The organism is Serratia sp. X10, assembly GCF_017811775.1.
Lineage (GTDB): Bacteria > Pseudomonadota > Gammaproteobacteria > Enterobacterales > Enterobacteriaceae > Serratia > Serratia ureilytica.
The window spans coordinates 223905-248123 of sequence record NZ_JAEIOH010000003.1; the positions used below are offsets into that span (position 1 = coordinate 223905).

General features: G+C 63.0%; 29 protein-coding genes. 14 read left to right on the forward strand and 15 right to left on the reverse strand.

Annotated elements, in window-relative coordinates:
- Positions 1-11: 11 nt before the first annotated feature.
- The 5 genes from J9788_RS11380 to J9788_RS11400 form a co-directional block, all read right to left on the reverse strand.
- On the reverse strand, positions 12-941 hold the full coding sequence (locus J9788_RS11380; RefSeq protein WP_089196769.1) for an ABC transporter substrate-binding protein: 930 nt from the start codon (positions 939-941) through the stop codon (positions 12-14).
- Positions 942-954: 13 nt separating this feature from the next.
- Positions 955-2013 carry a fatty acid desaturase gene (locus J9788_RS11385; RefSeq protein ID WP_046896903.1) on the reverse strand — a complete coding sequence of 353 codons (1059 nt, stop codon included), beginning with the start codon at positions 2011-2013 and terminating at the stop codon, positions 955-957.
- Positions 2014-2102: 89 nt separating this feature from the next.
- Entirely contained in the window at positions 2103-2579 is a 477-nt protein-coding gene (locus J9788_RS11390; protein ID WP_182264898.1) for an OsmC family protein, read from the reverse strand.
- 140 nt (positions 2580-2719) lie between these two features.
- On the reverse strand, positions 2720-3094 hold the full coding sequence (locus J9788_RS11395; protein ID WP_046896901.1) for a cell envelope integrity TolA C-terminal domain-containing protein: 375 nt from the start codon (positions 3092-3094) through the stop codon (positions 2720-2722).
- 41 nt (positions 3095-3135) lie between these two features.
- Positions 3136-4047, reverse strand: a complete 912-nt coding sequence (locus tag J9788_RS11400) for a LysR substrate-binding domain-containing protein (protein WP_042783950.1) — start codon at positions 4045-4047, stop codon at positions 3136-3138.
- A gap of 140 nt (positions 4048-4187) precedes the next feature.
- Between J9788_RS11400 and J9788_RS11405 the strand changes: the two genes are divergently transcribed.
- From J9788_RS11405 to J9788_RS11415, 3 genes are read left to right on the forward strand one after another with little or no spacing between them, the layout of a single operon-like run.
- Positions 4188-4832, forward strand: coding sequence for a hydrolase (locus tag J9788_RS11405; RefSeq protein WP_004939390.1), 645 nt, complete (start codon positions 4188-4190; stop codon positions 4830-4832).
- Between the two features lie 48 nt (positions 4833-4880).
- A complete protein-coding gene (locus J9788_RS11410; RefSeq protein WP_046896899.1) occupies positions 4881-5426 on the forward strand; it encodes an antibiotic biosynthesis monooxygenase in 546 nt (181 codons plus the stop codon).
- A 21-nt stretch (positions 5427-5447) separates the two neighbouring features.
- Positions 5448-7319, forward strand: a complete 1872-nt coding sequence (locus J9788_RS11415; protein WP_046896898.1) for an amidohydrolase — start codon at positions 5448-5450, stop codon at positions 7317-7319.
- A gap of 101 nt (positions 7320-7420) precedes the next feature.
- On the opposite strand, the gene J9788_RS11420 is transcribed toward J9788_RS11415, so the two are convergent.
- The 3 genes from J9788_RS11420 to J9788_RS11430 all read right to left on the reverse strand — a co-directional run bounded on the left by J9788_RS11420 (position 7421) and on the right by J9788_RS11430 (position 9595).
- Positions 7421-8551 carry a Gfo/Idh/MocA family protein gene (locus J9788_RS11420; RefSeq protein WP_182264899.1) on the reverse strand — a complete coding sequence of 377 codons (1131 nt, stop codon included), beginning with the start codon at positions 8549-8551 and terminating at the stop codon, positions 7421-7423.
- 228 nt (positions 8552-8779) lie between these two features.
- Positions 8780-9403 (reverse strand): glutathione S-transferase family protein, encoded by a 624-nt coding sequence (locus tag J9788_RS11425; protein WP_046896897.1) that lies wholly within the window; start codon positions 9401-9403, stop codon positions 8780-8782.
- Positions 9404-9412: 9 nt separating this feature from the next.
- The gene (locus J9788_RS11430) at positions 9413-9595 is read right to left on the reverse strand and encodes a DUF1127 domain-containing protein (protein ID WP_072056013.1); all 183 of its coding nucleotides are present in this window, start codon (positions 9593-9595) and stop codon (positions 9413-9415) included.
- Between the two features lie 180 nt (positions 9596-9775).
- On the opposite strand from J9788_RS11430, the gene J9788_RS11435 reads away from it, so the two are divergent.
- The 4 genes from J9788_RS11435 (at position 9776) to J9788_RS11450 (ending at position 13876) form a co-directional block, all read left to right on the forward strand.
- Entirely contained in the window at positions 9776-11212 is a 1437-nt protein-coding gene (locus J9788_RS11435) for a PLP-dependent aminotransferase family protein (RefSeq protein WP_182264900.1), read from the forward strand.
- A 78-nt stretch (positions 11213-11290) separates the two neighbouring features.
- The gene (locus J9788_RS11440; protein ID WP_227414551.1) at positions 11291-12178 is read left to right on the forward strand and encodes an oxidoreductase; all 888 of its coding nucleotides are present in this window, start codon (positions 11291-11293) and stop codon (positions 12176-12178) included.
- 10 nt (positions 12179-12188) lie between these two features.
- Positions 12189-13214 (forward strand): AraC family transcriptional regulator, encoded by a 1026-nt coding sequence (locus tag J9788_RS11445; RefSeq protein WP_182264901.1) that lies wholly within the window; start codon positions 12189-12191, stop codon positions 13212-13214.
- Entirely contained in the window at positions 13211-13876 is a 666-nt protein-coding gene (locus J9788_RS11450; RefSeq protein WP_182264902.1) for an epimerase, read from the forward strand. Before J9788_RS11445 ends, J9788_RS11450 begins: the two co-directional genes overlap by 4 nt.
- Before the next feature lie 9 nt (positions 13877-13885).
- Here J9788_RS11450 and J9788_RS11455 read toward each other — a convergent pair whose 3' ends face one another.
- Positions 13886-14308, reverse strand: coding sequence for an NUDIX hydrolase (locus J9788_RS11455; protein WP_046896892.1), 423 nt, complete (start codon positions 14306-14308; stop codon positions 13886-13888).
- A 106-nt stretch (positions 14309-14414) separates the two neighbouring features.
- On the opposite strand from J9788_RS11455, the gene sseA reads away from it, so the two are divergent.
- The gene (sseA, locus tag J9788_RS11460) at positions 14415-15260 is read left to right on the forward strand and encodes a 3-mercaptopyruvate sulfurtransferase (protein WP_046897113.1); all 846 of its coding nucleotides are present in this window, start codon (positions 14415-14417) and stop codon (positions 15258-15260) included.
- On the opposite strand, the gene J9788_RS11465 is transcribed toward sseA, so the two are convergent.
- Positions 15257-16126: a LysR substrate-binding domain-containing protein gene (locus J9788_RS11465; protein ID WP_182264903.1), complete on the reverse strand. Its 870-nt coding sequence runs from the start codon at positions 16124-16126 to the stop codon at positions 15257-15259. The two genes, sseA and J9788_RS11465, sit on opposite strands and share 4 nt — an antisense overlap.
- Before the next feature lie 280 nt (positions 16127-16406).
- On the opposite strand from J9788_RS11465, the gene J9788_RS11470 reads away from it, so the two are divergent.
- The 4 genes from J9788_RS11470 (at position 16407) to J9788_RS11485 (ending at position 18815) form a co-directional block, all read left to right on the forward strand.
- Positions 16407-17642, forward strand: a complete 1236-nt coding sequence (locus J9788_RS11470; protein WP_046896890.1) for an FAD-dependent oxidoreductase — start codon at positions 16407-16409, stop codon at positions 17640-17642.
- 68 nt (positions 17643-17710) lie between these two features.
- The gene (locus tag J9788_RS11475) at positions 17711-17971 is read left to right on the forward strand and encodes a type II toxin-antitoxin system Phd/YefM family antitoxin (protein WP_046896889.1); all 261 of its coding nucleotides are present in this window, start codon (positions 17711-17713) and stop codon (positions 17969-17971) included.
- Positions 17958-18278, forward strand: a complete 321-nt coding sequence (locus J9788_RS11480; RefSeq protein WP_227414552.1) for a type II toxin-antitoxin system RelE/ParE family toxin — start codon at positions 17958-17960, stop codon at positions 18276-18278. The genes J9788_RS11475 and J9788_RS11480 overlap by 14 nt, the downstream gene beginning before the upstream one ends.
- A gap of 24 nt (positions 18279-18302) precedes the next feature.
- Complete coding sequence (locus J9788_RS11485) at positions 18303-18815, forward strand: GNAT family N-acetyltransferase (RefSeq protein WP_046896887.1); 513 nt, start codon at positions 18303-18305, stop codon at positions 18813-18815.
- Positions 18816-18835: 20 nt separating this feature from the next.
- Here the strand turns inward: J9788_RS11485 and J9788_RS11490 are convergent, their stop codons facing one another.
- Positions 18836-19348 carry a DUF2165 family protein gene (locus J9788_RS11490; protein ID WP_046896886.1) on the reverse strand — a complete coding sequence of 171 codons (513 nt, stop codon included), beginning with the start codon at positions 19346-19348 and terminating at the stop codon, positions 18836-18838.
- A 134-nt stretch (positions 19349-19482) separates the two neighbouring features.
- Between J9788_RS11490 and J9788_RS11495 the strand changes: the two genes are divergently transcribed.
- A complete protein-coding gene (locus tag J9788_RS11495) occupies positions 19483-19746 on the forward strand; it encodes a type II toxin-antitoxin system ParD family antitoxin (protein ID WP_004939442.1) in 264 nt (87 codons plus the stop codon).
- The gene (locus tag J9788_RS11500; protein ID WP_182264905.1) at positions 19731-20030 is read left to right on the forward strand and encodes a type II toxin-antitoxin system RelE/ParE family toxin; all 300 of its coding nucleotides are present in this window, start codon (positions 19731-19733) and stop codon (positions 20028-20030) included. The genes J9788_RS11495 and J9788_RS11500 overlap by 16 nt, the downstream gene beginning before the upstream one ends.
- A 7-nt stretch (positions 20031-20037) precedes the next feature.
- Here the strand turns inward: J9788_RS11500 and urtE are convergent, their stop codons facing one another.
- Genes urtE through urtB form a run of 4 tightly spaced genes read right to left on the reverse strand, consistent with a single transcriptional unit; the run spans position 20038 to position 24208 of the window.
- Positions 20038-20736: an urea ABC transporter ATP-binding subunit UrtE gene (gene urtE, locus J9788_RS11505; protein ID WP_182264906.1), complete on the reverse strand. Its 699-nt coding sequence runs from the start codon at positions 20734-20736 to the stop codon at positions 20038-20040.
- A gap of 12 nt (positions 20737-20748) precedes the next feature.
- Positions 20749-21555: an urea ABC transporter ATP-binding protein UrtD gene (urtD, locus tag J9788_RS11510; RefSeq protein ID WP_015377102.1), complete on the reverse strand. Its 807-nt coding sequence runs from the start codon at positions 21553-21555 to the stop codon at positions 20749-20751.
- Positions 21552-22628, reverse strand: coding sequence for an urea ABC transporter permease subunit UrtC (urtC, locus tag J9788_RS11515; protein ID WP_046896883.1), 1077 nt, complete (start codon positions 22626-22628; stop codon positions 21552-21554). Before urtC ends, urtD begins: the two co-directional genes overlap by 4 nt.
- Positions 22628-24208, reverse strand: coding sequence for an urea ABC transporter permease subunit UrtB (gene urtB / locus J9788_RS11520; protein WP_182264907.1), 1581 nt, complete (start codon positions 24206-24208; stop codon positions 22628-22630). Before urtB ends, urtC begins: the two co-directional genes overlap by 1 nt.
- Positions 24209-24219: the final 11 nt, after the last annotated feature.

Below are 24219 nucleotides of genomic sequence, written 5' to 3' on the forward strand. Positions count from 1 at the left end.
GCACCTCGGCGTTATCCCTTAACAAATCCTTTCTCTTTCAGGTAAGCGGCCGCCACCTGTTTGGCGTCCTGGCCTTCCACGGCGATCTGCGCGTTGAGCTTTTGCAGCGTCGGCCCATCCAGCGAGGCGAACACCGGTTTCAGCAGTTCAGGCAGATTGGCGTGCGCTTTCAGCGCCGCTTCGCGCACGATCGGCGCCGGCGCGTAGATGGGCTGTACGCCTTTCGGGTCCGCCAGCGTCTGCAGCCCCAGCGCCGCCACCGGGCCATCGGTGCCGTAGGCCATCGCCGCGTTGACGCCGGAGGTCTGCTCCGCTGCGGCCTTGATGGTCACCGCCGTGTCGCCGCCGGCCAGAGACAGCAGTTGATCCTGATTCAGCTTGAAACCGTAGGCGTTCTGGAACGCCGGCAGCGCATCCGGCCGCTCGATAAACTCCGCCGAGGCCGCCAGCTTGAACTTGCCGCCGCCGTTGATCCACTTGCCGAGATCCGCCAGCGTTTTGAGATGGTTGGCGTCCGCCACGTCCTGCCGAATGGCGATAGTCCAGGTATTGTTGGCCGGCGCCGCGTCCAACCAGACGATTTTGTTTTTGTCGTAGTCGAGCTGCTTCACCTTCTCGAAACCGGCCTGGGCGTTCTTCCATGCCGGATCTTTCTCATCGGAGAAGAAAAACGCGCCGTTGCCGGTGTACTCCGGGTAAATGTCGATCTCGCCGGAGGTGATGGCGCCGCGCAACACCTTGGTGGTGCCGAGCTGCAGCTTGTTGGTGGTCTTGATGCCGTTGGCTTCCAGCACCTGCACGATGATGTTGCCGAGCAGCGAACCTTCGGTATCGATCTTGGAGCCGACGCGTACCGAGTCGGCCGCCTGCGCCAGGCCGCCGGTGGCCAGCAGGGCCAGCGCGACGGCAAAGGAACGTCCGCGTGATAAGGTGATTGCCATACTTTTCCTCTGGTTATATGTTTTCCGGCTCATGGGCCAGTTCGGTTGGAAAATCCTGAGAAACGCGCTTCCAGCGCGCAATAAAGTTTTTCTTCGGCCGGGCACCGCGTTCCTCCCGCCGTTCGCCGGCGCTCAGCGGATGCACGCCGACGTCGATCGGCGTCAGCGCGTAATCGCGCAGCCACTCGCCGTAGCCTTGCGCGACAAATCCCTGGCTGCGGCGCTGATACGCCTCGCGCTCCGCCAGATAGACTTCGCGCAGGCCATACCAGGGCAGGCCGGGCAGATCGTGATGCACTAAATGGTAGTTCAAATTGAGAAACAACAGCCGCCACGGCCAGCCCGCCTCATTAATAATAGAACGTGCCTGCGGTGCGTCCACGGCGCGATGCTCAAAAAACGATCTTACCTTGGTCAGCGCCAGCGCCGGATAGCTGATGGCCAACAGGTAAAACGCCGTACCGATACCCTGCGCCTGCAGCCAGTGCAGCAGCGCCGCCAACAGCGACAGATGCGTCAGCCACATCGCCCAGGCGCGCAGATCGCCCGCCGCAAGCGTCTTCACGGCGCCGAACAGCGTGGCGACGATATCCAGCGCCGGGCCGAGGAGCACCCGGCCGATCAGCGTATTGCGCACCGCGGCCAGCCGCGGCAACAGGCGGGGATAACGCCGCCACTGCGCGGCGCTGAAGTAGTAGCTTTCGGGATCTTCGTGCGGATCGGTCAGGTGTTCATTGCGATGGTGGCGCAGATGCGAATCGCGATACAGTCCATAGGGATACCACACCGCCAGCGGCAACAGGCCGAACAGCTGATTGACGCGCGGCCGGCGCGTCGGATGGCCGTGGATCAGCTCATGCTGCAGCGACATATACCCGGTGGTCAGCAGGATCAGCAGCGGCGCGCCAAGCCACGGGCCCAGCGCCTGCCAATAATGCGCCACGCCAAACCAGCCGCCGTACACCGCCGCCATGATCCCCCAGGTGGGCAGTTCCAGCCGCCAGTGCCAGCGCCGATGAAGCCGCCGGATGCGGTCGCGTTGTTCGGGGTGCAAATAGTGGGCGTAGGACATGCTGCGGCTCGCGGTTGGGGATTTTCTCCCAGTATCCGTGAGCCGCAGTGACGTTCAAAATAACGAAAATGGCAAAGCTAAGTGAAAATTCAGCGGGTTGCGTGCGCGGCCTGCGGTTCGCACGCCACCGGGAAATTCACCGAATTGGCGATAAAGCACAGGTGATGCGCCTTCTCATGCAGCTGTTGCGCCAGTTGCAGATCGTCGCCGTCGCGCACCGTGACCTGCGGCCGCAGCGTCACCGAGGTGAAAAAGCCGCCGCGCGCGGCGTCTTCGCGCATCACGCCCACGGCATCGTCCTGATAGGCCAGCACCGAAATCCCCGAGGTGGCGCACAGATGCAGGTACCATAATTTGTGACAAGCGCTGAGCGATGCCACCAGCAAATCCTCCGGATTCCAGCGCGTCGCGTCACCGCGAAAGGCCGGATCGGCTGAGCCGGCGATGTCTGCCTTGCCCACGGCGCCGATCAGGTGATCGCGTCCATAAGCGCGATAATCTTCCGTGCCTGCGCCCAGATTCCCCTGCCAGGTCACCGAGACCTGATAATGATGCCCGCCTTTCATGTCTTTTGCTCCCGTTGCCCGGCCAATGAAAAATTGTCTGGGTGCATGCCTGCAGAACACTATTGGCGGAAAAGCGTGAATACGCAAACGGCGAAACGAGAAAAAACGGGCCGCGCAGACGGCCCGTCGGTCATATCCCTTCAGGGAACGAAATCGAGCACCACGGCGTTGAACAATGCGTATTCAGTGGCGCTGGCCATCGGCGGAAACTGCGCGCGCTGCACCGCCGCGTTGGCCGCCGCGCACAGGGGCGCATCGCCTCTTACGATCTTGCTGCTCGCCAGTTTCCCGTCCGGCCGCAGACGGATGCTGATGGTGCAGCGTTGGCCGCGCGCGTGCTCCGGCAAACGCAGCTCGCGGCTCACCGCGTTATGCACCCGCACCGGATAGCTGAGCGGCGCCGCTACCGGCGCCTCGGCCTGCGGCGACGGCAAGGGGGTGCCGGCCTGACGCCCGGCGCCCGCGCCGCAGCCGTTCAACAGTAACAGCGCCAACAGGCTTAGTGTCTTTTTCATTCCCTATGTCCTTATTGGGGATTAATCTTTATCGAGCGCCCTTACTGCGCCGCTGGGTAAGCCTCACCGTCATCCGCGTAACGCTGCAGCCGCTCGCGCCACCACTTGGCCGCCAGGCCGCTGGCGCTTTCCCGCCAGCCGAAGTAGGCGATGTCGCTGCAACGTTCCGATTCGACGCGTTTCGCCACCAGTTCGCCGCTGTTCAGGTAAGGTTCCGCCAAGGCGCGCGGCAGATAGCCACAGCCCAGCCCGGCCAGCTGCGCCTGCAGCTTGGCGTCGAAGCCGAAGACCGTCAGCGTGTCTTGCTCTTCCAGCAGATTCAGGCTCTGCGGCGCGTTGACGCGCGAGGTATCGCGCACCACCACCGCCCGGTGCTGACGGATCTCATCCTTCGGCAACGGTTCCGGCAATGCCGCCAGCGGATGCTGCGGCGCGACGGCGAACACGTAGTCCAGCTGCCCCAGGCGGCTGAACGCATAACCCACCCGCGACGGCGGTTCGCAGATGGCGCCGATGATAATGTCGGCACAGCCGTAAACCAGCGACTCCCAGGAGCCGGCCAGCACCTCGTGGCTGAAGCGCAGCCGGGTATGGTGATGCTGCCGGTAGAACTCTTCTATCAGCGGCAACAGGCGGGCAAACGGGAAAGAGGCGTCAATCCCGAGCGTGATCTCGCTTTCCCAGCCGTTTTCGACATAACGCGCCTGCTGTTCCAGATCCTGCGCCGCGCGCAGCAGCACCCGCCCCTTTTCCAGCATCAGCTTGCCGGTATCGGTGAACTTCGCCCGGTGGCCGGAGCGATCGAGCAGAGTGATATCGAGATCGTTCTCGAGCTTTTGCACCATATAGCTCAGTGCCGAAGGGGTTTTAAACAGTGCGGCGGCCGCGGCGGCGAAAGATCCGTGCCGGTCCAGCGCGTCCAAAATCAGCAGCGCTTCCAGGTTTAATCTCATGTTTTCTCCCGTGTATAAAAAAACTCAACAAGTCGGCAAAAATTCTGCGGTATCTTTGAAATCGCCCTCTGCCTACCATGGGTTTTATCGGCGTTACACTCATCAGATGTTCAACCGAAATATCACTGGGAAGGTAAATTATGTCCAAGTTTCAACTGCTTGATAAAGACAACTCCGCACTGATTTTTATCGATCATCAACCGCAAATGGCCTTCGGCGTGGCTAATATTGATCGTCAGCAACTGAAAAACAACGTTGTTGGTTTGGCGAAGGCAGGCAAGATTTTCAACGTTCCCACCCTTTTCACCTCGGTCGAAACCGAAAGCTTCAGCGGCTATATCTGGCCGGAACTGCTGGCGGTACACCCTGAAATCACCCCGATTGAACGCACCTCGATGAACTCCTGGGAAGACGCGGCCTTCGTTAAAGCCGTGGAAGCCACCGGCCGTAAAAAGCTGGTGATCTCCGCGCTGTGGACCGAGGTGTGCCTGACTTTCCCGGCGCTGATGGCGCTGGAAGCCGGCTATGAAGTGTATGTGGTGACCGACACCTCCGGCGGCACCTCCGTCGATGCGCACGAGCGCTCTATCGATCGCATGGTGCAGGCCGGCGCCGTACCGGTGACCTGGCAGCAGGTGCTGCTGGAGTACCAACGCGACTGGGCGCGCAAAGACACCTACGACGCGGTGATGGCGCTGGTGCGCGAACACAGCGGCGCGTACGGCATGGGCGTCGACTACGCTTACACCATGGTGCACCACGCACCGGCCCGCACGGTGAAATAATTCCCCCTGCCCCGGCCCCGCGCCGGGGTATTTTCAGGAGTCGGTTTTATGGCCCATCCGCAGCATGTCACGCTGGTGATCACCCACCGTTTGGCGCCGGGGAACGAGCAGGCCTATGAGGCCTGGCTGAACCGCATCATGCCCGACGCCGCGGGCTTCACCGGCCATCTGGGCGTCAACGTCATCCGCCCATCCGACAGCGAACAGGCCTATACGGTGCTGGTCCGCTTCGACAATGTCGATAATCTCTACCGCTGGCTCAACTCGCCGCTGCGCAAGCAATACATCGAAGAAGTCACTCCGCTGTTGCTGGAGAACGACCATATCGAGATCCGCCCCGGCGCGGAGTTCTGGTTTACCCCGCCCAACCCCAGCGTGCGCCAGCCGCCCCAGTGGAAGCAGTTCATCATCACCCTGCTGGTGATCTTCCCTTCCACCAATCTGGTGCCCTGGTTTTGGGGGCTGGCGCTGCCGCAGTTGAACGGCACGCTGCTCGGCCATTTTCTCAATGACGCCACCGTGGTCGCCCTGGTGGTGTACCTGTGGATGCCCATCGTGACTCGCGTTTTTCATCAATGGCTGATCCGCCGCTAGGCGGTTCACCGGGAGAATGTTATGAACCACCACGCTTCATTGATCATCACCAACGGCAAGTTTCACACCGTCGATCGCCAAAATCCTACCGCACAGGCGGTCGCCATCCGCGACGGCAAGTTTCTGGCGGTCGGCAGCGAAAGCGAAGTCATGCAGCACGCCGGGCCGGAAACCCAGGTGATCGATCTGCACGGCCACACCGCCATTCCTGGCCTGAACGACTCGCACCTGCACCTGATCCGCGGCGGCCTGAACTATAACCTGGAGCTGCGCTGGGAAGGCGTGCCCTCGCTGGCCGACGCGCTGCGCATGTTGAAAGAACAGGCGCTGCGCACCCCGAGCCCGCAATGGGTGCGGGTGGTCGGCGGCTGGACCGAATTCCAGTTCGCCGAACGCCGCATGCCGACGCTGGACGAAATCAACCAGGCGGCGCCGGACACGCCGGTATTTATTCTGCATTTATACGATCGCGCGCTGCTCAACCGCGCGGCGCTGAAGGTGGTCGGCTACACCAAAGACACGCCGAACCCGCCGGGCGGCGAGATCCAACGCGACGCCAACGGCAATCCGACCGGCATGCTGATCGCCAAACCCAACGCCATGATCCTGTACGCCACGCTGGCGAAAGGGCCGAAGCTGCCGCTGGAGCAGCAGGTCAACTCCACCCGCCAGTTCATGCGTGAGCTGAACCGTCTCGGCCTCACCAGCGCCATCGACGCCGGCGGCGGCTTCCAGAACTACCCGGAGGATTATCAGGTGATCGCCGAGCTGCACGAGAAAAAGCAGCTGACCATCCGCATCGCCTATAACCTGTTCACCCAGCGGCCTAAACAGGAGCTGGAAGACTTCGAGCTGTGGACCGACATGCTCAAACCGGGCCAGGGCACCGACTTCTATCGCCACAACGGCGCCGGCGAGATGCTGGTGTTTTCCGCCGCCGACTTCGAAGACTTCCTGCAGCCGCGCCCGGATCTGCCGCCGGGCACCGAAGACGAGCTGGAGCGGGTGGTGCGTCATCTGGTCGAGCACCGCTGGCCGTTCCGCCTGCACGCCACCTATGACGAATCCATCAGCCGCATGCTGGACGTGTTCGAGAAGGTGAACCGCGATATTCCGTTCAACGGCCTGCACTGGCTGTTCGATCACGCCGAGACCATTACCGAACGCAATATCGAGCGGGTCAAGGCGCTGGGCGGCGGCATTGCGGTGCAGCACCGCATGGCGTTCCAGGGGGAATATTTCGCCGACCGCTACGGCATCGAAGCCACCAAACATACGCCGCCGGTGGCGAAAATGCTGGCGGCCGAGCTGCCGGTCGGGCTGGGCACCGACGCCACCCGCGTCGCCAGCTACAACCCGTGGACGGCGCTGTACTGGCTGGTCTCCGGCCGCACCGTCGGCGGCATGGCGATGTACGACGACAGCGCCCGGCTGGATCGCGAAACGGCGCTGATGCTGTGGACCCAGGGCAGCGCCTGGTTCTCCACCGAGCAGGGCAAGAAAGGCCAGATCAAGGTCGGCCAACTGGCGGATTTGGCGGTGCTGTCGCAGGACTACTTCAGCGTGCCGGAAGAGCAGATCAAAGGCATCGAGTCGGTGATGACGGTGGTGGACGGCAAAGTGGTCTACGCCGCCGGCAGCTTCTCACCGCTGGCGCCGCCGCCGCTGCCGGTGTTGCCAGAGTGGTCGCCGGTCACCCAGGTGCCGGGCCATTACCGCTCCGCGCCGCCGTCGGCGGCGACCCGCGTCGGGGTAGTGAGCCAGGCGCACCAATGCTGCGGCCCGTGCGGCGTGCATGCGCACCAGCATGACATCGCGCGCCGCTCCAGCATCCCGGTGTCGGACGAGAATGCCTTCTGGGGCGCGTTCGGCTGTTCGTGCTTCTCGTTCTAAGTTATCAAGCCAATGACTTATTATAAAATTAACTTAATAAGGTATTAAGCTAGCAACATAATAAATTAATGGCGCTGTCCGCGGAGAGCGCCATTTCCTTTTCAATCGCGGTTGATCTCCAGCCAGCGCCGCTGTTCGGCGGAGGCGGCTATCGCATCCAGCACGCACGACACCTTCCAGCCCTCTTCAAAGTCCGGCCACATGCGGTCGCCTGCGGCGATGCCGTTGACCAGATCGCGGATCTCCACCGTCTTCTGATCGTTAAAACCGATGCCGTGCCCGGCGCTGATGCAAAACGCCGCGTAGTCCGGGTGCCTCGGCCCCACCAGCAGCGTCTTGAACCCCTGCCGCTCCGCCGGTTCATCGTGCCGATACAGCTTCAGCTCCGCCATCCGCTCCTGGGTATAGCTCAACGTACCTTTGGTGCCGGTAACCACATAGGTCAGCCCCATCTTGCGCCCGCAGGCGATGCGCGACGTTTCGATAGTGCCCATCGCCCCGCCGGCGAAACGCAGCAGCGCACTGGCCTGATCTTCGTTTTCCACCGGATGCATACGCGACGGGTCTTGCGGATCCGGCCGCTGTTTGATCACGGTCTGCATATCGCCGGAAACCGCCACGATATCGCCCACCAGGTAGTGCGCCATATTGACGATGTGTGCCGCCAGATCCCCGAGCGCGCCTAACCCGGCGCTGGCGCGGCGGCAGTGCCAGTCGATCGGCGTGCGCGGATCGGCCAGATAATCCTCATTGTGGGTGCCGTAAAAATGCACCACCTCGCCGATTTCGCCGTTGGCGATAATTTCACGCGCCAGTTGGCTGGTGGGGTTTTTCATGTAGTTAAAACCGACCAGCGTTTTCACCCCCTTGGCGCGTGCGGCCTGCACCATCTCCGCCGCGTCGGCGGCATCCAGCGCCAGCGGCTTTTCCGAATACACGTGCTTGCCGTGGCGGATCGCCGCCAGCGCCATCTCTTTGTGCAAGAAATTGGGGGCGCAGATGTCCACCACGTCGATCGCCGGATCGGCCACCAGCTGCCGCCAGTCGCCGGTCGAGCGCGCAAAACCGAATTCGGCGGCGCGCTGCGCCGCTAGCTCGGGCGTCACCTCCGCCAGCATCTCCAGCACCAGTTCCCCCTTGAGGGGGAATACCGTGGCGGCCTGCGCATAGGCGATAGCGTGACAACGCCCGATATAGCCGGTGCCGATTAACCCAACGCGTACCTGTTTCATCATTCTCTCCCGTGACCGAAATCCTGCGTAGAACCAGGCGCCACTCAATGAAACGCCCCGGTTGATAACGGGTTTATATGGAATATAAATTTCAATAACAAGCGCACGGAAAAAGAAAGTTCGGATTCGTGATGTCGTTCATGAAACCTTGACGGGATGATGCAACGAAGAAATCCCGGACACGGCGGGTCGTATCCGGACGAGATAAAATGAACCATTTATTTCATATCACGGTAAACCGTTGGCGCCGTGCCGCACGTAGCCGGGACGTTGCAGCAGGCGCTGCTGATAGTCCGCCAGCGCCGCATAATGCGGCCGCTCGAACGGCGTCATCAACCAACGGTTCAGCGACAACCCCAGCACCACGTCCGCCAGCGTGAAGGCAGCGCCGGCGGCGTAAGGGCCGCGCTGCGCCAGATGTGCGTCCAACAAGCCCATCAGCCGGTTCCATTCGCGCTCGGCGGCGGCCAGGCTGGCGGCATCCTGATAATCCGCATGCCCGCGCACCCGCGACATGAATACATAGCGCCAGGCGCCGTTCAGATCGGTGGCCTGCCAGTCCATCCACATCTCTACCGCCGCCCGCGCGCCGGGCGCCTGCGGCAGCAGATCTTGCCGCCCTTCCCGCCCCGCCAGATAGCGGCAAATGGTGTTCGACTCCCACAGCACCCGCGCGCCGTCGATCAGCACCGGCACCAGGCCGTTGGGATTGAGCGCCAAAAACTCGGGTACCTGCGTGGAGCGAAAGCCGCTGCCCCAGTCCTCCCGTTCCAGCGGCAGCGCCAGCTCATGGCAGGTCCACAACACCTTGCGCACGTTGATCGATGAAGCCTTACCCAATAATTTCAGCATTCGCTTTCCTCACCCTCTCCAGAAAGGCTTATCCCCTTCGCGGCGCGCATCCGCTCGCGTCAGGCCGATATCCGCCAGTTGCCTGTCGTTCAGCAGCAGTAATTCTCTGCGCGTTCTGCGACGCAACAAATACCAACGCCAGCGTGACCAGCCTATCCGTCGCCACGTCGTCATGCCATCAAACAGAGCCATCTTATTATTCCCCCTGATGTTTTCGCCTTGTTGTGATGATGCGCGCCGGGCAAAAAACAATACAGATGCACGTTAGCGCTATTTTTTTCATACAGCTGCATACCAAAATGCGCTGAATGGTTTACTTTTGAGGCATCTGTACCGGTTTTTACGGCATTCAACTCAACGAGAGGCATCTGTATGACACGCTATGCCGCCCTGGCCGCCATTCTTAGCCAGCGCATCCAGCAAGGACTGTATCCGGCCGGCGACCGCTTGCCTTCGGTGCGTGCGCTGAGCCTGGAACACGGCGTCAGCATCAGCACGGTGCAACAAGCCTACCGCCTGCTGGAAGAACAGCGCCTGGTGGAAGCGCGGCCGAAATCGGGCTACTTCGTGCATGCGCAGCGCACGCAGGCCGAGCTGCCCGCCATGACGGCGCCGGTGCAGCGGCCGGTGGACATTTCGCAATGGGAACAGGTGCTGGAACTGGTGCGCAGCCGGCCGCGCGAGGGCCTGATCCAACTGGGGCGCGGCATGCCAAACATCGCCGAGCCGACGATGAAACCGCTGATCGTCGCCTTGAGAAACGCCGCCCGCCACGGCGATTTGCGCAGCCTGTATTACGACAGCATTCAGGGCGTGGCGGCGCTGCGCGAACAGGTCGCGCGCCTGCTGCTGGATTCCGGCTGCCAAATCGGCGCCGATCAGTTGCTGATCACCACCGGCTGTCAGGAAGCGATCTCCGCCGGGCTGCGCGCCGTTTGCCAACCCGGCGATATCGTGGCGGTCGATTCCCCCTGCTTCCACGGCACCATGCAAACGCTGAAGGGATTGGGCATCAAAGCGCTGGAAATCCCCACCGTTCCGCTGACCGGCGTGAGCCTGGCGGCGCTGGAGATGGCGCTGGAACAGTGGCCGGTCAAGGCCGTCCTGCTGACGCCCAACTGCAACAACCCGCTGGGCTACATCATGCCCGACGCCCATAAACAGCGGCTGCTGACGCTGGCGCAGCGCCATGATGCGGCGATCATCGAAGACGATGTTTACGGCGACATCGCCTACCACTACCCGCGGCCTCGCACCATCAAATCGTTCGACGAAGATGGCCGCGTGCTGCTGTGCAGCTCGTTTTCTAAAACGCTGGCGCCGGGGCTGCGCGTGGGCTGGATCGCGCCCGGCCGCTATCTGGAGCGGGTGCTGCACATGAAGTTCATCGGCTCCGGCGCCACCGCCACCCAGCCGCAGCTGGCGATCGCCGAATTCATTCGCGGCGGGCACTATCTGAAGCACCTGCGGCGCATGCGCGCCCGCTACCAGCAAAACCGCGACCGCATGACCGATCTGATCCTGAAATACTTCCCGGCAGGCACCCGCGTCAGCCGGCCGCGCGGCGGTTTTATGCTGTGGATAGAGCTGGATGAAGCGTTCGACACCCTGCGCCTCAACCGTCATCTCGAGCAGCAGGGCGTGCAGATCGCCGTCGGCAGCATCTTTTCCGCCGCCGGCAAATACCGCAACTGCCTGCGCATCAACTATGCGCCGGCGCTGACGCCGGAGATCGAGCAGGCGGTACAGCGGGTCGGCGCCACCATCCAGCGGCTGATGCCGGCCGACAGTTTGGCGCAATCGGATTAAATCTTGACGCGATCGGATTATCGCTGCGCTGCCCGTCGCTCTAAAGTGGCATCACACCCACTCGCAATCAGGAAGGTCATGATGTCTCAGTCACAGGTATGGTTAATCACCGGCAGTTCCCGCGGCCTGGGCCAACAGCTGGCGCAGGCGGTGTTGGCCGCCGGGCACCGTCTGGTCGCCACCGCCCGTCAGCCGCAACAGCTGCAGCCGCTGGTGGAACGCTACGGCGATCGGGTCGCCACGATCGCGCTCGACGTCACCGACGCCGCCGCCGCCGAACGCGCGGTGCGCACGGCGATTGAACGCTTTGGTCGGCTGGACGTGCTGGTCAACAACGCCGGCTACGGCAATATCGCGCCGGTGGAGGAAGCCGATGAAGCCGATTTTCGCGCGCAGCTCGAAACCAACTTCTTCGGCGTGTTCAACGTCACCCGCGCGGCGCTGCCGATATTACGCCGGCAGGGCAGCGGCCATATCATCCAGATCGCCACCATCGGCGCTCGCCTCGGCATTGCCGGCCTCAGCGCCTACCATACCGCCAAGTGGGCGGTCGAAGGGTTCTCCGAATCATTGGCCAAAGAGATGGCCCCCTTCGGCGTCAAGGTGACGATGGTCGAACCCGGCGGCTTCCGCACCGACTGGGCCGGTTCTTCAATGACCATTGCGCCGATCGGCGAAGCCTATCAGCCGACGCTGGGGCCGATGCTGGCCTTCCTGCAGCAGCATAACGGCAGCCAAACCGGCGATCCGGCCAAGGCGGCGCAGGCGATCCTGCAGTTGGCGGCGCTGGAAGCCCCTCCGCTACGCCTGCTGCTCGGCAGCGACGCGGTGCATATGGCGGCGCAGGTGTTGGCAGAACGCCAGGCGGAGGACGCCGCGTTTCGCGCCCTCAGTCTCAGCACCGACCACGACGACAGCTCGCCGGATCACGCCGCCATCGCGGCAGTCGTGACGGGAAAACCCTAAGGAGCCCGCATTGAGCAGCGATCAAATCCCGGTTTCCGGCGCGCTGGCGGTACACCTGGCGGCGCAGGGCGTCGATATCGAGCAGCTCGGCCACCTGGCCGGGCTACCTGCCAGCCTGTTCGGCGCGCGGCGCGACAAGATTAAACTCACCACGCAACAATTCTTCTCTCTTTGGCGCAGTCTGCCACAGCTGACTGACGATCCCGCCTTCGGCCTGCGCCTGGGCGGCGAGGTCCCGCCGGAACACTATGACATTGCGTTGGTCGCCGCGTTGCATTCCGCCACGCTGGGCGAAGCGTTGCAAAAAGTGGCGCGCTATAAACGGCTGGTTTGCCCGGAAGAGCTGATGCTGGAAGAAGACGGCGACAGCATCCGCTTGCATACGCGCTGGACCATGAGCGAAGCCCCTGCGCCGGCGCTGCTGATCGACGCCATGTTCGCCGCCATCACGGCCCTGTGTCGGCGCGGCACCGGCTTGCCCCTGCAGCCGCAGGCGATCGAATTGACCCGGCGGCCGGACGCCGCCTCGCCGCTGGCGCGCTATTTCGGCTGCCCGGTGAAATTCCGCGCCCCGCAGGACGTGCTGGTGTTTGACCGCGCGCTGATAGACCAACCGTTCATCACTTACAATCAGGACATGCTGGCCGTATTGCTGCCGGGGCTGGAGGCGGAGCTGGCCAAATCTCAGTCGGCGCACGATCTGCCCACGCAGGTGATGGCGATCCTCAGCCGCAGCATGCGCGGCCAGCGCCCCAGCGTCAACAGCGTGGCCGCTGAACTCTATCTCAGCCCGCGCACGCTGCAGCGCCGCTTGCAACAGCACGGCTACAGCTACCAGCAATTGTTGGACAAAACCCGCCACCGCACCGCCTGCCGCTTGTTGGCGGACACCGATCTTGAGCCAGGCGAAATCGCCTTTGTGCTGGGATTCGAAGAGCTGAATTCGTTCAGCCGCGCCTTTATTCAGTGGGAAACGCTGACGCCCAGCCGCTGGCGCACGCAGCGCGCCGCCGGCCAGTGGGAGAACAGAGCATGAAAGTGATTATTTTCGGCGCCAGCGGCATGGTGGGTCAGGGCGCGTTGCGGGAATGCCTGCACGATCCGCGCGTCAGCGAAGTGCTCAGCATCGGCCGAAACCCGTTGGCCCAGAACCACGCCAAACTGCGCCAGCTTTCTGTGCCCGATCTGCGTGATCTGTCGGCGCTGGAGCCGCAGCTCGCCGGCTACGACGCCTGCTTCTTCTGCCTGGGGATTTCGTCCTCCGGCCTGAGTGAAGCTGAATATCGCGCGGTGACTTACGATCTGACGCTGGCCGCCGCCCGCCCGTTGGCGACGCTGAATCCGTCGATGGTCTTCGTCTACGTCTCCGGCCTCGGCACCGACAGCAGCGAACGCGGCCGCAGCATGTGGGCCAGGGTCAAGGGCGCCACCGAGAACGCCTTGCTGGCGCTGCCGTTCCACGCGGTGATGTTCCGTCCCGGCGCCATTGTGCCGCTGCACGGCATTCGCTCCAAAACCCGCCTCTACGATCTGGCCTATCGGCTGTTCAAGCCGCTGTGGCTCGGCGCATTGCGGCTGTTTCCCGCCCGGGTAAGCAGCACCGAACGAATCGGGCGGGCGATGCTGGCGGTGGCGCGACGGGAAAGCGCGCTGCGCATCATCGAACCGGCGCAGATCAACCGGCTGGCGGCATCCTGAACAACAGAGTTAACCGCCCTGCCGCCAATACTCCGCCACCCGGCGGCGCAGGTGTTCGATACCCTGCGGATGGTGAATAAACTGCTCCACCGGCATCATCCGCCAACGCTGCCCCTCGTCGCCGAAACGTATGGCGGCGATCTGCGCCGGAGTGATCATCCCGGCCATGAACCAGGTCGGCGGATAGCCGGGCAAAATGCCGGCGTAGCGCCGCCGCCAGACAACCTGACGTTCGGCGATCGCCACGCCGAACTCTTCCCGCGTTTCCCGCTGCACGCACTGCAGCGGCGTTTCGCCGTTTTCCCGCCCGCCGCCGGGCAGATCCCACTGACCGGGCCACGGAATGCCCGGCTTGTCGTCCCGTTGGTAAACCAGCAAGAGACCGTCGCACAGCAGCGCGATCTTGGCCCCGCCAAACGCCTCGTCCGTCATGATTTCTCCGCTCCCGGCCCATCGCCTTTGACTGAACATCATACTTCATCCCCGCGCGGCCTGGTGTATAGTGAAAATCCGTTTTCACAACAGGCGAACAATGACGATGAACTCTCCGTTTCTGGTGACTCCCCAATGGCTTGCGCAACATATCAACGATGAAAATCTGGTCGTTCTCGACGTGCGGATGTCGCCGGTCGGGCTGACGCCGAAAAAAGACATGCTTGCCGAGTTCGAACGCGGCCATATCCCCGGCGCGGTCTATTTTGACATCGACGACGTGGCGGACAAAAACACCGCGCTGCCGCACATGTTGCCGACGGCGGCGGAATTCGCCGCGGCGGCGGGCCAATTGGGCATCAGCGAGCGCGATACCCTGGTGATTTACGATGAGGGCAACCAGTTCTCCGCACCGCGCGGCTGGTGGACTTTCCGCAATTTCGGCGCCGAGCGCGTTTATGTGCTGGATGAAGGGCTGAACGGCTGGACCGCGCTGGGGCAAGCGCTGGAAACCGGCCCGGCGCAGCCTGCCCCGCAGACGTTTAACGCCCGGTTCAACGCCGACGCGGTGGTGGATATGCGGCAAGTGGAGCAAGCGTTAGGCACGCCGGTGCAAATTCTCGACGCGCGCGCCGCGCCGCGCTTTTATGCCGAAGCGCCAGAGCCGCGCCCCGGCCTGCACCGCGGCCATATTCCCGGCAGCATCAACATTCCGTACGGCGAGCTGCTGGAAAACGGCCGCTTCAAATCGTTGGAAGCGCTGCGCCAAACCTTCAGCGACAAGGGGGTGGACATCAACGGCCCAATCATCACCAGCTGCGGCTCCGGCGTGACGGCGGCGGTGCTGGCGTTTGGCCTGCTGTCGCTCGGCGCGCCGCAGGTCAAGTTGTATGACGGCGCCTGGAGCGAATGGGGCCAGCTGAGCGGCAAGCAGCCTATCGCCCAAGATTAAGTTTCGATCCGCTCGACCACGATCTGCGCCAGCCGCTGCACGGCGGCCGAAGGCTGATCCTCGGCGCGGTGCAGCACCACGCCGAGTTGGCCGAGAGCGGGCAGCAGATCGGGGGCCAGCGGCGACAGGCCGGGCGGCAAGCCCGCCGCCGTGCGCACCGTAACGCCCAACCCGGCGCTCACCGCCGCCCACACGCCGTTCAGGCTGCGGCTGCTAAAGGCGATGCGCCAGGGTATGCCGGCGCGATCCAGCGCCTGCGTCGCCGCGCTGCGCATCAGACAGGGCGCGTCGAACATCACCAACGGCAGCGGCTCATCCCCTTCTCGCCAGGGCGCCAGCGCGAAGCCGGGCGACGCAATCCAGTGCAACTGCCGCTGCCCCAGCGCCTGATGAAACGGCGTGCTCAGACCGCCATCCCACGCCAGCGACAGATCCAGCTGGCCTTTCAGCACCCAGTCGATCAGCTCGGCATTACGCGCGATGCGCGCCTCGATCCTCACCTTTGGATTGGCGCGCGCGAAGCTGCCCAACACCTGCGGCAGAAACGTCTCGCCGAAATCCTCCTGCAGCCCCAGCCGCACCGTGCCCTGCAGATCCAGCCCGCGCACCGCGGCGGCGGCTTCGTCATTCAGCTCCAGCAGGCGGCGCGCGTAACCGAGCATGGTCTCCCCCGTCTCGGTCATCACCATGCCGCGCCCGGCCTTGCGCAGGATCGGCGCGCCAACCTGCTGTTCCAGCTTTTTCAGGTGGGCGCTGACCGCCGACGTCGAACGCCCCAGCCGTTCAGCCGCCTTGGCGAAGCTGCCCAACTCGACGCCGGTGACGAAGCTGCGCAAATCCTCGAGATCGAACGTTATTCGCCCCATGCTGACCATCCTGATTTTCTGAACCATCAATCAAAATAATACCGATTTTACTGATAAAGATGGCGTGTCACGCGCTCAGGGTCAATGTCTTTCCGGAGAATCCTTATACTCGCGATGCAATACCGTTCTACCCTGCCCGCCGGTTCCGCCCCTCTGTCCGCTCCCTTTGACCACACTGCGCCGCGGGTTGACAGCTCAATGTGATATTGATAATCATTATCAATATTGCATATTCATTTGCGGCTCGCGGGATGCGGGCCGGTCTCCGGGGTCAACCGTCATGTCGTCATCACCAATCACACCTTACGCCACCACCTGCTGCATCGTGGGAGGCGGCCCCGCCGGGCTGATGCTCGGCTATCTGCTGGCGCGGGCGGGGATCGACGTGACGGTGCTGGAGAAGCACGCCGATTTCCTGCGCGATTTTCGCGGTGACACCATTCACCCGTCGACGCTGGAAGTCATGCATCAACTGGGCCTGCTCGACGAACTGCTGACGCTGCCGCATCAGCGCGCGGAATCTCTGCATGCCGAAGTCGCCGGGCGCGACATCAAGCTAGCGGATTTCACCCGCCTGCCGACGCGCTGCAAATTTATCGCCTTTATGCCGCAGTGGGAGTTCCTCAACTTTTTGGCCCAGCAGGCCGCCGGCTTCCCCAACTTCAGGCTGCTGACCTCAACGCAGGTTCACCAGCTGCTGTACGACCGCGGCCAGGTGTGCGGCGTGCTGGCCGACACGCCGGAAGGCCCGATCCGCGTGCGCAGCCAGTTGGTGATCGGCACCGACGGCCGCAACTCGGTGGTGCGCGAACAGGCGGCGCTCAGCAGCCGCTCCTTCGGCGCGCCGCGCGACGTATTGTGGATGAAGCTCAGCAAGCAGCCGGGCGATCCGGCCTGGTCGATGGGCCATACCGGGCCGAAACAGAACTTCATCATGATCGATCGCGGCGACTACTGGCAGTGCGGTTACTCGATCGACAAAGGCAGCTTCGATGCGATCCGCCGCAGCGGGCTGGAGAAATTTTTGCTGCACCTCGCCGAGGTGGCGCCGTTCCAGGACGATCGCCTGCAGGAGATCGTCGAGTGGGATCAGGTAAAACTGCTGAGCATTCGCATCGATCGTCTGGATCGCTGGGCCAAACCGGGGGTGCTGTGCATCGGCGACGCCGCGCACGCCATGTCGCCGATCGGCGGCGTGGGCGTCAACCTGGCGATTCAGGACGCGGTGGCCGCCGCCAACGCCCTGATCCCGCCGCTGCGCCAGCATCGGCTGCAGCTGAAGCATCTGCTGAGCGTGCAGCGCCGGCGCGAATTCCCCACTCGCGCCATCCAGTTTTTGCAGATCAAAATGAGCCAGCGCAAGCCGGGTCAGCGCCGCGCCGCTGGCGGTTCGCGCCTGATCGCCCGCGTCGGCAACAGCCGCTGGCTGCCGCGCCTGTTCGGCCGCATCATCGGCCTGGGTTTTCGCCGTGAAACGCCGCGGCATCTGTCCAACGAAACCTGCCCGCCGGAATAACATTGGTGATTTTTTCATCGCGCCGTATAATGATTAAATCGAACGATTTAATTAACTGGAGCGATTAAATGTACGCACTCAGCGCGAACGAGGCCAAAACCCAATTCGGCGATTTGCTGCTCAAGGCGCAGCGTGAACCGGTGCAAATCAATCGCAACGGCAAACCGGTCGCCGTCGTCATGTCGGTAGAAGATTACCAGGCGCTGGAAGATCTCAAATTACGCGCACTGCAGCAAAAAATCGCGCAGGCCACCGCCGAGGAAGACGCCGGTAAGGCGGTAGACGGCGATGCCTTCTTCAACCGTATGCTCACCGATGAAACAGACTGAGATGCCCGCGTTTCGCCTCACCCCGCAGGCCCAACAAGATCTGCTGGCTATTCGTCATTTCACCATCGAACACTGGGGCCAAGCGCAATCTCGCCGCTATCTTGAGCAGTTGAGAGAGGTCATGCATCATTTGGCAGATATGCCGGAAGCGGGTAAAGCTCACTTCCACGATCTGGGCGAAGCGATACGCAGTTTTCCTTACGCCAGCCATAGGATCTACTACCGCAGCCGCCCTGCCGGCATCACCGTTCTCGCCATTCTGCATCAGGCGATGGTGCCCCACCGGCATCTGGAACAACGGCTGTAATTCTTCTTACTCAAAGGGGCACAGATGTTCACCGTCCGTCAGGCATTGGTAGAAGATTTAACCCAGGTGCGCGATATCGGCATCCGCACCTATCGCGCCCACTTCGGTGAGCTGTGGCGCTACCCGCACGAGCTGGAGGCCTTTCTGGCGGAGGATTTTTCCGTCTCCGCGCTGGAACGGACGCTGCGCGATCCCGACGTATGCTGGCTGTTGGCCCATGAGGATGACGCCCTCGTCGGCTATGCGCGGGTGAACTTCGACAGCCTGCTGGCACCAACCGAACAAATCGGCGCAGAGCTGCAGAAAATCTATTTCCTGCCGGGCCATGCCGGCAACGGCTATGGCCAGCGCCTGTTCGAACAGGTGCAGCAGCGGGCTATCGACCGTCGGCAAAAAACGCTGTGGCTGGAAGTGCTGCAACGCAACACCCGCGCCCAACGTTTTTATCAGCGTCAAGGATTGAGCATGTGTGGCGAGACCTGCTACACCAGCGCCCAGGGCTCGATAGGCATCTGGTATATGAGCAAGGCGCTGTAACCGCGCCCCACTCGCCGTCGTTAGCGCGGCTCCCGCTGCAGCATCAGAAACAGCAAGGCAAACGCATTGGGCACCAGGTAGATCAGCGCCCCCAGCTGCACCGCCAGCGGGTTCTCTTTGGCCTGCCAGGCCATAAACCAGTCGCCGGCGACCACCATAAAGCCGACGCCCCACACCGTTATCGCGCAAAGCGCCCCCAGCATCGCCCAGGCTTTGCCCTTGGCGAAGGCGGCGTAAGGGCCTTTCAATCGCCCGATCATCAGCGCCACGCCCGCCGCCGCGAATAGGCCGGCCAGCGTTTCCAGCGCGGTGATGACCGCCAACCCCAACATGCAGGCCCAGTCGGCGCTGATCGCGCGCCACATCAGCCCCGGCGTTTGATAAGTATCCTGCATGGCGAGCAGCGGCCCCACCGCATTGCGCGCGGTGCCGGCGAAATCCGCCGTATTGTTCAACAGGCTAAACAGCCCCCACAGGGCCGGAAACAGGGACAGGACGATACAACCGAGGCGTGACACAGTGATTTCGTTCATGGTTATCCTTAATGAATAAACGGGTGGCTCCCGTCCTCATGACGGGACCGCTATTGAGATCCTGATAGTTTGACGTGCACAATGTAAGAACTAATCTTACAATGACGCAGCATAGCCGAAAGTGAGGAGGAACAATGGGCAGAACACTAACGGTAGATCTGGGTGACGAACTGCGTAGCTTCGTCGAAGACCTGGTGGCCAGCGGCGATTACCGCACGCCCAGCGAAGTCATCCGCGAATCCGTGCGCACTTTGCGCGAACGTACCGCCGCCTCAAAACTGGAAGAGCTTAGGCGCTTGATCGCCGAAGGAGAGAACAGCGGCGAAGCCGTCGAATGGGATCGTGATGTGTTCATGGAAAGAATACGGAGCAAAGCAAAAGGATGCGCAGGAGAGTAACCGTTCGTCCAAAAGCGTTGGACGATATGGAAGAGATCTATTTTTACGAGTTGGCGCACTTTGGCTTGCAGGTGGCGGAAGATTATCTGCGCCGCCTGCATCAGGCTTTCGATAACCTTGGCCACCACCAACTCGGCAAAAACATCGATGCAATCGGCCCCGGCCTATGGGTATTGCCCGTCACCGACCACCTGATTTATTTTCGACAGCACAAGCGGGAGGTGAATATCATCAGAGTGCTGCATCATTCCCGCGATCCACTCAGCCAATCCTTTTTCAGCTGACCCAACGTTAAATCGCCACCAGCGCGCGGACGCCGTCCTGTTCCATAGCGCTGCCGGCGCCGCGCTGCACGATGCTGCCGCGCGACATCACCAGATAGCTGTCCGCCAGATCGGCGGCAAAATCATAGAACTGCTCCACCAGCAGGATTGCCATATCGCCCCGCGCCGCCAGCTGTTTGATCACCGCGCCGATCTCCTTGATCACCGAAGGTTGGATCCCTTCCGTCGGTTCGTCGAGGATCAACAGCTGCGGTCGGCAGGCCAGCGCCCGGCCGATCGCCAGCTGCTGTTGCTGCCCGCCGGAAAGATCGCCGCCGCGCCGATCCTTCATTTGCCGCAGCACCGGAAACAGGTCATAGATCGGATCCGGCACCGCGCGCGCGTCGGCGCCGGAAAAACGCGCCAGCCCCATCAGCAGATTTTCCTCCACCGTCAGGCGCGGAAAAATCTCCCGCCCCTGCGGCACATAGGCGATGCCCGCCTGCACCCGCTGATGCGGCTTTTTGCCGGTAATGGTTTCGCCCCGCCAACAAACGCTGCCGCTGCGTGCCGGGATCAGCCCCATCAGGCATTTCAGCAGCGTGGTCTTGCCCACGCCGTTGCGCCCCAGCAGGCAGGTCACTTCGCCGATGCGCGCCTCGAACGACAGGCCGCGCAAAATGTGGCTGCCGCCGTAATACTGATTCAATTCTTCTACCTGCAGCATGATTACGCCTCCTCAGCGCCCCAGATATACCTCAATCACCCGTTCATCGGCCTGCACCTGCGCCAGCGATCCTTCCGCCAGCACCTGCCCCTGATGCAGCACCGTCACGCGATCGGCGATGGTTTCCACAAACCCCATGTCGTGCTCCACCACCATCAGCGAATGCTTGCCCGCCAGCTCGCGGAACAGTTCGGCGGTGTAGTCGGTTTCAGCGTCGGTCATGCCGGCCGCCGGCTCGTCGAGCAGCAGCAGATGCGGTTCCTGCACCAGCAGCATGCCGATCTCGAGAAACTGTTTCTGCCCGTGGGACAGCAGCCCGGCGGGCCGGTGGCGCTCATGCCCCAGCCGCAGGGTCTTCAGCATCTCGTCGATGCGGTCGCGCTGTTCGCTGCTTAAACGGGCGCGCAGGCAGGCCCATACCGACTTGCGGGTTTTCTGGGCGATCTCCAGATTTTCGAACACCGTCAGCGCCTCGAACACCGTCGGTTTTTGAAACTTGCGGCCGATGCCGGCATGGGCGATCTGCATCGGCGCCAGCCGGGTCAGATCGACGGTCTGGTCGTAAAACACCCTGCCGCTGTCCGGCCGGGTTTTGCCGGTGATCACATCCATCAGCGTGGTCTTGCCGGCGCCGTTGGGGCCGATCACGCAGCGCAGTTCGCCGACGCCAATGCGCAGCGACAGATCGGTCAGCGCACGAAAACCGTCGAAGCTGACGTTGACATTGTCGAGCTGCAGCACCGGATCGGTTTGCTGCCGGTATTTGTCCGCCGGCAGCGGATGGGTAAACAGTTCGTCGGTCACTTGCATCGCCTTCATGAGTTTTTCCTCCGGCGCAGCAGGCCAATCACTCCTTTCGGGAGAAACAGCGTGACGACAATAAACATCAGGCCGAGGAAAAACTGCCAGTATTCGGGAATGGCCATGGTGAACCAGCTCTTGGCGCCGTTGACGATGCCGGCGCCGAGCAGCGGCCCCACCAGCGTGCCGCGCCCGCCGAGGGCGACCCAAATGGCGGCCTCGATCGAGTTGGTCGGCGACATTTCGCCGGGGTTGATGATGCCGACCTGCGGCACATAGAGCGCGCCGGCCAGCCCGCACAGCACCGCCGACAGCGTCCAGACGAACAGCTTGAAGCCTTTCGGATCGTAGCCGCAGAAGGTCAGGCGGTTTTCCGCATCGCGCACCGCGGTCAGCACCCGGCCGAATTTGCTGCGCGCCAGCGCAAAGCCGATGGCCAGGCTGGCGGCCAGCAGCAGCACCGTCGCCAGGAACAGCGCCACCCGCGTGCCGGCGGCGGTGATGGGAAAGCCGAGCAGCGTGGTGAAACCGGTAAAGCCGTTATTGCCGCCGAAACCGGTCTCGTTGCGAAAGAACAGCAGCATGCCGGCATAGGTCAGCGCCTGGGTCATGATCGAGAAGTACACCCCTTTGATTTTCGAGCGAAAGGCGAAGTAGCCGAACAGGAAGGCCAGCAGGCCCGGCACCAGCACGATCAGGCACAGCGCCCAGGCGAAATGCTGGGTGCCGCTCCAGAACCACGGCAGCTCATTCCAGGAGAGGAACGCCATAAATGCCGGCAGCCCGTCGCCCGCCGCCTGCCGCATCAGGTACATGCCCATGGCGTAGCCGCCAAGCGCGAAGAATAGCCCGTGGCCGAGCGACAGCAGCCCGGCATAGCCCCACACCAGATCGAGCGCCACCGCCACCACCGCGTAGCACAGGATCTTGCCCGCCAGCGTCAGGGTATAGGTGGACACCGCCAGCGGATGATCCGCCGGCAACAGCGTCAAGAACGGCATCACCAACAGCGCCAGCAACGCCAGCGCGCCGATGCTCAACGCCAGCCGGGGCGCTTTCTGCACGCCGGTTACGGTCAATGGTTGGCTCATCAGTCAATCACCCTGCCCTTGAGGGCGAACAGCCCCTGCGGACGCTTTTGAATAAACAGAACGATCAGCACCAGGATCAGGATCTTGCCCAGCACGGCGCCGATCTGCGGCTCGAGGATCTTATTGACGATGCCGAGGCCAAAGGCCGCCGCCACCGTCCCCGCCAGCTGGCCGACGCCGCCGAGCACCACCACCAGGAACGAGTCGATAATGTAACCTTGCCCCAGCTCCGGCCCGACGTTGCCCAACTGCGACAGCGCCACCCCGCCGAGCCCGGCGATGCCGGATCCCAGCCCGAAGGCCAGCATGTCCACCCGGCCGGTGGGCACGCCGCAGCAGGCGGCCATCGCGCGGTTTTGCGTCACCGCGCGCACGTTCATGCCGAGCCGGGTCTTGTTCAGCAACAGCCAGGTCAACGCCAGCACCAGCAGCACGAACGCGATCACCGCGATGCGGTTCCACGGCAACACCAGATTCGGCAACAGCTGCACGCCACCCGACAGCCACGCCGGGTTGGCGACCTCGACGTTCTGCGCGCCGAACAGCACCCGCACCAGTTGGATCAGCACCAGGCTGATGCCCCAGGTGGCCAGCAGGGTTTCCAGCGGCCGGCCGTACAGGTGGCGGATCACCGTACGCTCAAGCGTCATGCCAATCCCGGCGGTGATGGCGAACGCCACCGGCAGCGCCGCCAGCGGATATAGCGCCAGCCACTGCGGCGCAAACTGTTGAAACAGCCCCTGCACCAGATAGGCGGAATAGGCGCCGAGCATCAGCATTTCTCCGTGCGCCATATTGATGACGCCGAGCAGGCCGTAGGTGATCGCCAGGCCAAGCGCCGCCAGCAGCAAGATCGAGCCGAGTGACAGGCCGCTGAACGCCTGGCCGAGCAGATCGCCGATCATCAGGCGGTGCTGCACGCGCTGCAGGCTGCGCTGCGCCTCGGCGCGCACCGCGGCGTCCGGCTCATTGGCCGCGTCGATCAAGGCTTGCAGCCGCGCGCGGGTTTCCGGCTCGCCCGATTCCCCCAGCAGCCGCACCGCATTGAAGCGCACCTGCGGGCTGGCGTCGGTCAATTGCAGGTTCGCCAGCGCAATGCTCAGCGCGTCGCGTACCTGCGGGTCTTTCTCCTGCGCCAGCCGCCGGGTCAACAGCGGCAACTGCTCGCCCTGCGCCTCGCGCTGCAGCGCGGTCGCCGCCTGCAGCCGCACCGCCGCGTCCGCACTGACCAACCGCTGCGCCGACAACGCGTTGGCGATTAGAATGCGCAGCCGGTTGTTCAGCCACACCTTCTTCGGCTCGCCAACCGGGGCCGCCTCACCTTCAAGCGGCAGATAGCGGTCACCCTGGCGGATAAAGGCGCGTTTCGCCTCGTCGATCGCCACGGTTTCCTGCTGCAGCCCCTGCAGCAACGGCAGACGCGCAGGATCCGGCTCGGCCGCCCACGCCTGCAGCAGTTTGGCCTGCTGCGCGCGAGTGGCCGCCGCGAACTCATCGGCCGGCCCGGCCTGCGCCAGCAAGGGCCAGGCGCACAACAGCCACAGCCCGGCGCGCAGAGAGGATAAAAACGGAGATTGCATCAGCTGCCTCT